Below are 9,062 nucleotides of genomic sequence, written 5' to 3'. Positions count from 1 at the left end.
CTTCGGGCGACGACGCGGCACGCCGGCCGCCGCCTGCCGAGCCGGAGGCGGGCCGCGCGCCGGCCAGCTGCACGCTCGCGCCTTCGCGCAGCCGGTCGCCGCCTTCGGTGACGACGCGTTCGCCGATGGCCAGGCCGCGCGTGATCGCGATGACCTCGTTCGTGGCGACGCCGCGCTCGACCGGGCGGACTGTGACGGTGCGGTCGTCCCGCAGCACGTAGACGAAGTCGCCGGTGCTGCCGCGACGCACGGCGGTCACCGGAACGACGACCGCCGACTCGATGTTCTGCAGGAGCAGCCGGACGTTGACGAACTGGTTCGGGAACAGCGTATTGCCAGCGTTGGCGAAGCGCGCCTTGGCGCGCACCGTGCCGGTCTGCGTGTCGATCTGGTTGTCGAGGGTCGAGAAGACGCCCTCGCCGAGCGCCGTCGTGCGCGTGCGGTCGAAGGCGGTCACCGGCAGCTTCGCGCCGGCGGCGACGCGGGCCTGGATCTCGGGCACGCGGTCCTGCGGCACCGAGAACTCGACGTCGATCGGCGCGAGCTGGGTGATCACGGCCAGGCCGTTGGCATCGCCGGCGTTGATCAGGTTGCCGGCGTCGACGGCGCGCAGGCCGATCCGCCCGGCCGCCGGCGCGACGATGCGGGTGTAGCCGAGGTTCAGGCGCGCCGTGTTCTCGGTGGCCCGGGCCATGACGATCGTCGCCTCCAGCTGCCGGACGGCGGCGCGCTGCGTGTCGACGTCCTGGCGCGCGATCGAGTCCTGGCCGAGCAGCGTCTGGTAGCGCTGCAGCAGCACCTTCGCGTTATCGAGCTGCGCCTCGTCGCGCATGCGCGCGCCGATCGCCTGCTGCAGGGCGATCTCGTACGAGCGCGGATCGAGGGTGGCGAGCACATGCCCCTTCTTCACCAGCTGCCCCTCGGCGAACAGCACCTGCGTGATGACCCCCGAGACCTGGGGTCGCACCGTGACCGTGACGGATGGCGTGACCGTGCCGAGGGCATCGAGGAAGACCGGCAGGTTCGCGGCCACGGCGGTGGCCACGCCGACGGCGCTGGCGTTGGCGCCTCGGCCACCTCGACCGCCCGCACCGCCGCCCGGCCCGCCCGGCTCGCTGCCGCTCGCCGATGGCCCCGGGCCGGCTCCAGCGGCCGTGGCCGCTCCGGAGGGCGTCGCCGCCGGCCGATGCGTCAGGTACCAGGCCAGCGCCCCGAGCGCGGCCAGGGCCAGCAGGGCGATGGCCGTGCCCAGCCAGCGGGCGCGCGCGCTCATCGGCGGTCGAGGCGGGGGCACGGCGGGGAGAGGGGCAGGGTCCATGGTTATTCTTGGAAGTCGGTGACGGCAGGCGGCGTATCTTCGGGGTGCAAACCCCGATCTTGGCGTCGGCGCGGTGCCAACATCATTCTTTACCCCCCGTCAACCTTTCCACGAGCAAGCCATGTCCGATCGCATGTCAGGCAAGACCGCCTTCATCACCGCTGCCGGCCAGGGCATCGGCCGGGCCGTAGCGGAGGCCTTCGTCCGCGAAGGGGCGCGGGTGATCGCCACCGACATCAACGAGGACCTGCTCGCCGACCTCGGCCGCGCCACCGGCTGCGAGACGCGCCGGCTCGACGTCACCGACGCCAGCGCGGTGCTCGCGGCGGCGATCGGCGCCAACACGAAGAGCACCGTCGACGTCCTTTTCAACGGCGCCGGTTACGTCCACGCCGGCACGATCCTGGAATGCGACGAGATCGCCTTCGACTTCTCGTTCGACCTCAACGTGCGGGCGATGTACCGCGTCATCCGCGCCTTCCTGCCGCCGATGCTCAAGGTCGGCGGCGGCTCGATCATTAACGTCGCCTCGGCCGCGTCGAGCATCAAGGGCGTGCCGAACCGCTTCGTCTACACCGCGACCAAGGCCGCGGTCATCGGCATGACGAAGTCGATCGCCGCCGACTTCGTCACCCAGGGCGTGCGCTGCAACGCGATCTGCCCCGGCACCGTCGAATCGCCGTCGCTGCGCCAGCGGATCAGCGCCCAGGCCGAGAGTAGCGGCCAGACGCTGGAGCAGGTCGAGGCGGCCTTCGTCGCGCGCCAGCCGATGGGCCGGCTCGGCACCACCGCCGAGATCGCCGCGCTGGCGGTCTACCTGGCCAGCGACGAGTCGGCGTTCACCACGGGGACGACGCAGGTGATCGACGGCGGCTGGTCGGTCTAAGACCTAAACTTCGGACCCCGTTCACACAAGGAAAGCAATGAAGCTGATGCGATACGGCGCCAAGGGCGCGGAAAAACCGGCGCTGCTCGATGCAGGCGGCACCGTGCGCGAGCTCTCCGGCGTCGTTCCCGACATCACCGCCGCGACGCTGCGTCCGGAGAACCTGAAGCGCCTGGCCGAGCTCGACGCCTCGAAGCTGCCCGCCGTCTCCAACCCGGGCCGTCTGGCTCCGCCCTGGAGCGGCGTGGGCAAGTTCATCTGCATCGGCCTCAACTACTCCGACCACGCCGCCGAGACCGGCTCGCCGATCCCGAAGGAACCGATCATCTTCATGAAGCCGGGCAGCGCGATCGTCGGCTGCAACGATGCCGTCGTCATTCCCCAGGGATCGGTGAAGACCGACTGGGAGGTCGAGCTCGGCGTCGTCATCGGCAGCGTCGCGCGCTACGTCGAGAAGGCCGACGCCCTGCAGCACGTCGCCGGCTACTGCGTCGTCAACGACGTCTCCGAGCGCGAGTACCAGCTCGAGCGCGGCGGCACCTGGGACAAGGGCAAGTGCTGCGACACCTTCGGCCCGATCGGCCCGTGGATGGTCACGGCCGACGAGGTGCCCGATCCGCAGGCGCTCGCCATGTGGCTCGAGGTCAACGGCAAGCGGGTCCAGAACGGCAGCACGAAGACCATGATCTTCGGCGTCGCCGAGCTGGTCGCCTACTGCAGCCGATTCATGACGCTGTACCCGGGCGACCTCATCAGCACCGGCACGCCGCCCGGCGTCGGGCTCGGCATGAAGCCGCCGAAATACCTGGTCGCCGGCGACGAGATGCGGCTCGGCATCGAGGGCCTGGGCGAGCAGCGCCAGAAGGTCCACGCCTGGGACCCGAAGCTGATCGACGGATGAACGATCGCCTTTCGTCCGAGGCGGTCACCGACCCCCTCGTGATCCGTATCCACCCGGCCGACGACGTCGTCATCGCCCGGCACCAGCTGGTCGGCGGGACGCGGATCGCGAGCGAGGGGATCACCGTCTCGGGGTTGATCCCGCCCGGCCACAAGCTGGCGACACGGGCCATCGCGGCCGGCGCGCCGGTGCGCCGCTACGACCAGATCATCGGCACCGCCAAGCAGCCGATCGCGGCCGGCCAGCACGTGCACACGCACAACCTGGAGTTCGCCAGCTTCGCCCGCGACTACGCGGCGGCGAGCGGGGCCCGGCCGACCGAGTTCGTCGCCGAGCCGGCGACCTTCGACGGCATCGTCCGGCCGGGCGGTCGCATCGCGACGCGCAACTACATCGGCATCCTGACCTCGGTGAACTGCTCGGCGACGGTGGCCCGCGCCATCGCCGACCACTTCCGGCGCGACACCAACCCGCGCGCGCTCGAGCGCTTCCCGAACGTCGACGGCGTCGTCGCCCTGACGCACGGTGCCGGCTGCGCCACGGACAGCGCCGGCGAGCCCTTGCAGGTGCTGCGCCGAACGCTCGGCGGCTATGCCCGCCATCCGAACTTCGCCGCCGTGATGGTGGTCGGCCTCGGCTGCGAGACGAACCAGATCAGCGGCCTGGTCGAGCAGGAGAAGCTCGGCGCCGACCATCCCGGCAAGGCGGCGCTGCACGCCTTCAACATTCAGGAGACCGGCGGCACGAGGAAGTCGGTGGCGCACGGCGTCGAGCTGGTCGAGTGGCTGCTCGAGGAAGCCAACCGGTCGCGCCGGCAGCCGGTGCCGGCCAGCCACATCACGGTCGGCCTGCAATGCGGCGGCTCCGACGGCTACTCCGGCATCAGCGCCAACCCGGCCCTCGGCGCCGCGGTCGACCGGCTGGTCCGCCACGGCGGCACGGCGATCCTGTCCGAGACGCCCGAGATCTACGGCGGCGAGCACCTGCTAACGCGGCGCGCCGTCTCGGCACAGGTCGCCGACAAGCTGATCGCCCGCATTCGCTGGTGGGAGAACTACACGGCGAAGAACGACCAGGAGATGGACAACAACCCCTCGGCCGGCAACAAGGCCGGCGGCCTGACGACGATCCTCGAGAAGAGCCTGGGCGCGATCGCCAAGAGCGGCACGACGAACCTGACCGACGTCTTCGAGTACGCCCAGCCGGTGACGACGCGCGGCCTGGTCTTCATGGACACGCCGGGCTACGACCCGGTCTCGGCGACCGGCCAGGTGGCCGGCGGCGCCAACCTGATCTGCTTCACCACCGGCCGCGGCTCGGCCTACGGCTGCGCGCCGTCGCCGTCGCTGAAGCTGAGCACGAACACGGCGCTCTGGCAGAAGCAGGAAGACGACATCGACATCAACTGCGGCGAGGTCATCGACGGCACGGCGTCGATCGACGCCATGGGCGAGCGCATCTTCCGCCTGATGCTCGACACCGCCTCCGGCCGCAAGACCAAGAGCGAGGTCCACGGCTACGGGCAGAACGAGTTCGTTCCCTGGTCGCTTGGCGCGGTGATGTAGTGCGGCGATGCCGGCGTCGGCTTGTGTCGGCCCGTCGGGCATGACAGCGTTGCAGCAAGGTACATCCCGTGACGCTCTAGAAGCGGCGCAGAAGTCGCGGCACCAGGTAGCGCAAGGCCAGCCCGACGCCGACGCCGACGCCGACCTCGGCCAGCGAGGCCCGCGCCGCGGCCGCCGCCGGTGGAGCCAGGGGCAATGACGGTGCGCCCGGGTCCGGAACGGAACCGCTGGCATCTTGCGAACGCGAGGGGATCTCGGCCGCGCCCGCCGCCTGCGCGGGCTGCCCGGCTTCGGCCGCCGCCATGCCGCGCCGCGAACCCATGGTCTGGGCATAGACCCAGGTGAACTCGGCCCCGAGCAGGAAGATCTGTGCGGAGTAGTAGACCCAGATGAAGATGATGACGATCGAGCCGGCGGCGCCGAAGCCGGAGGCGACGCCGCTCTTGCCGATGTACAGGCCGATCAGGAACTTGCCGATGGTGAACAGGGCGGCGGTGACGAGCGCGCCGATCCAGACGTCGTGCCACTGGATGTCGACGCGCGGCATCATCTTGTAGATCACGGCGAAGATGACGGTCGTCAGGCCGAAGCCGACCGCCAGGTTCACCACCTGCGCCAGCACCTCCCAGCCGCCGAAGAGCGGCCCCCACCACTTGCCGAGCGCGGCGATCACCGCGCCCATGACGAGCGACACCACGAGCAGGAAGGCCAGGCACAGGATCATGCCGAAGGAGAGCAGGCGGGCCCGGATCAGGCCCCACAGGCCGGCCCCCTTGGGCCGCTCGGGCGCGCGCCAGATGCGGTCGAGCGCGTCCTGCAGCTCGCCGAAGACGGTGGTCGCGCCGATGAGCAGCACGAGCACGCCGACGACGGTGCCGATGATTCCGGACGACGGCTTGCTGACGCCGGCCAGCATGTCCTGGATGGCCTTGGCCGCGTCGTCGCCCATCAGGCCGGCGAGCTGGCCGAACAGCTCGCCGCGCACCGCCTCGTCGCCGAACACCAGACCGGCCACCGAGATGACGATGAGCAGCAGCGGCGCGAGGGAAAAGACGGTGTAGTACGAGATCGCCGCGCCCATGCTCGCCGCGTAGTCGTCGACCCACGCCGCGCCGGCCGACTTGACCAGCTGCCACCCGTCCTTTAGTGACGGCTTTCCGGTCCGCTGCGTCGTCGAGGCGGTCGGCTGGGCAAGGGTGGCGGCGTTCATGGGCTCACTCGTCGGTTTCAGGCGGCCGGGATGCGCAGCATCTGGCCCGGGTAGATCTTGTCGGGGTGCGCGAGCATCGGCTTGTTCGCCTCGAAGATCTTCATGTAGGCGTTGGCGTCGCCGTAGGCTTCCTTGGCGATCTTCGACAGCGTGTCGCCGGACTTGACCGTGCGATAGGTGGACTCTGGCTCGGCCGCGGCGGCGACGGTCAGCATGTCGTTGACGTGCGCCACCGAGGAGACGTTGCCGCAGCACAGGACGATCTTTTCCTTGGTCGCCTGGTCGGGGGCGACGCCGGCGACGGTCACCGTCTGGCTGGCGCCGTCGTAGCGGACGTCGAGGCCGTCGGCCTTGAGGCCCTGCGATCCGATGTAGCGCTCGATGGCCTGCGCCGCGGTGTCGTTGAGCGCCGCGATGTCGGGCTGGGTCGCTGCGGCTGGCGCGTTGGCTGCAGCCGGAGCGGCCGCGGCCGCCTTGCCGGGGTTGAACAGCTTTTCGCCGGCATCCTTCAGGAAACTGATCAGACTCATGGGGTCGCCCTCGTCGTTGATGAAGCCGGGGAATCTACAGGGCGCAGGCCCGCCGATCGAGCGGACAGCGACTGAAGCGACAGCGTCCTACGCAGCCGCATTCGGTTGTCCGGCAGGGGCGCCCACCGGGTCGGCGAGGCAACGCATGTGCCCGCGAGGGGTGTGCACGTTGTTTGCCCAGGACGGCATTCACCCGGCCCGACGTCGTCGGCCCCTCCCCCGATGCTTGCTCAACACCCACCCGTGCCCAACCAGACCGTCACCGAGGAAACCGCCACCATCAAGGTCCGTTCGGTCACCGGGTCCGGCTACACCCTGGTCGAGAGCACGACCTTCGAGCGCCTCGACCACGGGGGGACGGGCAGCACCGTCATGCGACCGGTGGCGCGGACCTACCGCACCGCCTACGCGTGCCTGCCCGTGGTCCGCAACGACGACGACTCGTTCACCATCGTCGACACCCACACCCGCCTCGTACGCGTCTGACGCATCGGGCGGCGCAGGCGGCACAGCGCTTGCCGATCGAGACGCGGACTCGGACGGGCGTGGTGGCAAAGCAAACGACATCGGGCGCCGGCGCGCCCCAGGGCAGCAAGCCACGCCGGTCCGCCACGGCCAGCGGCGAGCACTGGAAGCGCTTGCTGCGCGGCCCGCCCCAGGCCACGCCGGTCAGCGTCGACGAATTCGTCGACGAGTTGAACCGCCGCCTGTTCGCGGACTCCTGCTACCGGGAGGACACCCGCTTCGTGGTCGTGACCAGCAGCGACGGACGGCCCGGTGGATCGACCTGGGAAGGGCCGGAGTCGATGAAGCCGGTGGTCTCGCGGATCGTCAAGGGCGCCGTCGGCGAGTTCGACGTCGGCCTGCCGTTCTTCGCCGACCGCTGAACGGGGGTCGGCGGGCTTCGGCTCAGGCCGGGGCGAGGCGGTGGCTCCCTGGCCGCACCCGGTTCAGCAGGAACAGCACGACGGCAAGGTTGACCAGGTTCCAGCCGATCCCGTTCAGGAAGGCGGCGTGGTACGAGCCGGTCAGGTCGAACACCTTGCCCGAGAGCCAGCCGCCGAGCGCCATGCCGAGCAGGGTGAACATCAGGACGGTGCCGACACGCGCGCCGGCCTCGGCGGGCGGGAAGTACTCGCGGACGATGATCGCGTAGGAAGGAACGATGCCGCCCTGGAACAGCCCGAACAGGGCCGAGATCACGTAGAGCGAGGCAAGCGAGTCGAAGGGCAGGAAGAGGAGCAGCGCCAGCCCCTGCAGCACCGAGCCGAGGAGGAGGGTGCGCAGGCCGCCGATGCGGTCGCAGATCGCGCCCGAGACGAGCCGGCTGACCACCCCGCAGGCCAGCATCAGCGATAGCATCTGCGCGCCGCGGGCGGCGCCGTAGCCGAGGTCGCCGCAGTAGGCGACGATGTGCACCTGCGGCATCGACATCGCCACGCAGCAGGCCAGGCCGGCGATGCAGAGCATCACCTGGGCGCCGTTCAGCGACAGGCCGAACGGGCGGTCCGAGGGCGAACCGGCGCCGGCGCGCGGCGTGGCGGCGGCGGCGACGAGCGCCGGCGGGCGTTCCCGCATCAGCAGCGCGAGCGAGGCCATGGCCAGCGCCGAGAAGATGCCGAGGCCGACGTAGGTCTGGCGCCAGCCGACCGACTCGACGAAGTGCTGCACGATCGGCGGCCAGATGGCGCCCGCGACGTAGTTGCCGCTGGCGCAGATGGCGACGGCAATGCCGCGCCGGCGCACGAACCACAGCGACGTGTCGGCGACCAGCGGCGCGAAGCTGGCCGAGCTGCCGACCAGGCCGAGGAGCAGGCCGTGCGCGATGGCGAAGGTCCAGACATTGGGCGCCAGGCCGGCCGCGACGAAACCGGTGCCGAGCCCGGCCGCGCCGATGAGCAGCGGCACGACGATGCCGAAGCGGTCGGCCAGTCGGCCCATGACCATGCCGCCGACGACGAAGCCGATCATCAGCAGGGTGTAGGGAAGGGAGGCGTCGGCGCGAGCGACGCCGAACTCGGCCTGCACGCTCGGCAGGACGACGGCGACCACGTACATGGCGCTGCTGCCGACCGTCATCAGCATCAGAGCCACGACGAGGCGGACCCAGGCCTGGCGCGAATCGGCGCCGCGCGCCGCGAGCGTCACGCTGGCCTCGAGGAGCGCCGGCGACGCGACCGCACCGCCTGCAGCACCGGCCAGAGCCAGATCGCCAGGGTCAACGCGCCGAGGCCGGCCGCGATGGGCCGGCCGAAGAAGGCGAGGATGTTGTCGTCGGCCTTGATCATCGAGGAGACGAAGTTCTCCTCGAGCATGCCGCCGAGGACGACGCCGAGGATCAGCGGCGTGATCGGGAAGCCGTTCTCCTCGAGGATCCAGGCTATGACGCCGGCGATCAGCATGATGCCGACGTCGAAGGCGGTGTTGTTGATGGCGAAGGCACCGACGACGCAGAACAGCAGGATCACCGGCATCAGGATGTCGCGCGGCACGCGCAGGATCCGCTTGGCTGCCTTGATGCACATCCAGCCGAGCGGCAGCATGATCAGGTTGGCGATGATGAAGAGCAGGAAGACGGCGTAGATGTTCTGCGGGTTGTTGGTGAACAGCGTCGGGCCCGGATTCATGTTCTTCATGTAGAGCACGCCGATC

Annotated in this window: 10 protein-coding genes; 5 read left to right on the top strand and 5 right to left on the bottom strand. The window is 70.2% G+C overall.

The features are described 5' to 3' along the window. Positions 1–1,273 (bottom strand): efflux RND transporter periplasmic adaptor subunit (locus tag AC30N0_RS17380; RefSeq protein ID WP_489519151.1); only part of this gene is annotated, 1,273 nt, incomplete at its 3' end. Positions 1,274–1,439: 166 nt separating this feature from the next. Between AC30N0_RS17380 and AC30N0_RS17375 the strand changes: the two genes are divergently transcribed. From AC30N0_RS17375 to AC30N0_RS17365, 3 genes are read left to right on the top strand one after another with little or no spacing between them, the layout of a single operon-like run. Then, complete coding sequence (locus AC30N0_RS17375; protein ID WP_489519150.1) at positions 1,440–2,204, top strand: SDR family oxidoreductase; 765 nt, start codon at positions 1,440–1,442, stop codon at positions 2,202–2,204. Between the two features lie 37 nt (positions 2,205–2,241). Continuing rightward, positions 2,242–3,105 carry a fumarylacetoacetate hydrolase family protein gene (locus AC30N0_RS17370; protein WP_489519149.1) on the top strand — a complete coding sequence of 288 codons (864 nt, stop codon included), beginning with the start codon at positions 2,242–2,244 and terminating at the stop codon, positions 3,103–3,105. Continuing rightward, positions 3,102–4,670, top strand: coding sequence for a UxaA family hydrolase (locus tag AC30N0_RS17365; protein WP_489519148.1), 1,569 nt, complete (start codon positions 3,102–3,104; stop codon positions 4,668–4,670). The genes AC30N0_RS17370 and AC30N0_RS17365 overlap by 4 nt, the downstream gene beginning before the upstream one ends. A gap of 76 nt (positions 4,671–4,746) precedes the next feature. Here AC30N0_RS17365 and AC30N0_RS17360 read toward each other — a convergent pair whose 3' ends face one another. After that, the gene (locus tag AC30N0_RS17360; RefSeq protein ID WP_489519147.1) at positions 4,747–5,880 is read right to left on the bottom strand and encodes a YihY/virulence factor BrkB family protein; all 1,134 of its coding nucleotides are present in this window, start codon (positions 5,878–5,880) and stop codon (positions 4,747–4,749) included. Positions 5,881–5,897: 17 nt separating this feature from the next. Then, positions 5,898–6,410 (bottom strand): peptidoglycan-binding protein LysM, encoded by a 513-nt coding sequence (lysM, locus tag AC30N0_RS17355; protein WP_489519146.1) that lies wholly within the window; start codon positions 6,408–6,410, stop codon positions 5,898–5,900. Between the two features lie 243 nt (positions 6,411–6,653). On the opposite strand from lysM, the gene AC30N0_RS17350 reads away from it, so the two are divergent. Both AC30N0_RS17350 and AC30N0_RS17345 read left to right on the top strand, forming a co-directional pair. Beyond that, complete coding sequence (locus tag AC30N0_RS17350) at positions 6,654–6,896, top strand: hypothetical protein (protein WP_489519145.1); 243 nt, start codon at positions 6,654–6,656, stop codon at positions 6,894–6,896. 59 nt (positions 6,897–6,955) lie between these two features. Further along, positions 6,956–7,297 carry a hypothetical protein gene (locus AC30N0_RS17345; protein ID WP_489519144.1) on the top strand — a complete coding sequence of 114 codons (342 nt, stop codon included), beginning with the start codon at positions 6,956–6,958 and terminating at the stop codon, positions 7,295–7,297. A 22-nt stretch (positions 7,298–7,319) separates the two neighbouring features. Here the strand turns inward: AC30N0_RS17345 and AC30N0_RS17340 are convergent, their stop codons facing one another. Together AC30N0_RS17340 and AC30N0_RS17335 are read right to left on the bottom strand one after the other, a co-directional pair. Beyond that, complete coding sequence (locus AC30N0_RS17340) at positions 7,320–8,495, bottom strand: MFS transporter (RefSeq protein WP_489519152.1); 1,176 nt, start codon at positions 8,493–8,495, stop codon at positions 7,320–7,322. A 59-nt stretch (positions 8,496–8,554) separates the two neighbouring features. Beyond that, positions 8,555–9,062, bottom strand: a 508-nt coding sequence (locus tag AC30N0_RS17335) for a tripartite tricarboxylate transporter permease (protein ID WP_489519143.1), incomplete at its 5' end; no start/stop codon positions are given.

The organism is Rhizobacter sp. (assembly GCF_031412495.1).
In the GTDB taxonomy this organism is placed as follows: Bacteria; Pseudomonadota; Gammaproteobacteria; order Burkholderiales; family Burkholderiaceae_C; genus Schlegelella_A.
The sequence above is the reverse complement of the archived record's forward strand: the minus strand, read 5'-3'. Positions and strand labels throughout refer to the sequence as shown.

Excerpts from the sequence above, each read along its gene's own strand:
- AC30N0_RS17375 (WP_489519150.1), top strand. The coding sequence starts at position 1,440 with ATGTCCGATCGCATGTCAGGCAAGACCGCCTTCATCACCGCTGCCGGC.
- AC30N0_RS17370 (WP_489519149.1), top strand. The coding sequence starts at position 2,242 with ATGAAGCTGATGCGATACGGCGCCAAGGGCGCGGAAAAACCGGCGCTG.
- AC30N0_RS17365 (WP_489519148.1), top strand. The coding sequence starts at position 3,102 with ATGAACGATCGCCTTTCGTCCGAGGCGGTCACCGACCCCCTCGTGATC.
- AC30N0_RS17360 (WP_489519147.1), bottom strand. The coding sequence starts at position 5,880 with ATGAACGCCGCCACCCTTGCCCAGCCGACCGCCTCGACGACGCAGCGG.
- lysM (WP_489519146.1), bottom strand. The coding sequence starts at position 6,410 with ATGAGTCTGATCAGTTTCCTGAAGGATGCCGGCGAAAAGCTGTTCAAC.
- AC30N0_RS17340 (WP_489519152.1), bottom strand. The coding sequence starts at position 8,495 with ATGCTGATGACGGTCGGCAGCAGCGCCATGTACGTGGTCGCCGTCGTC.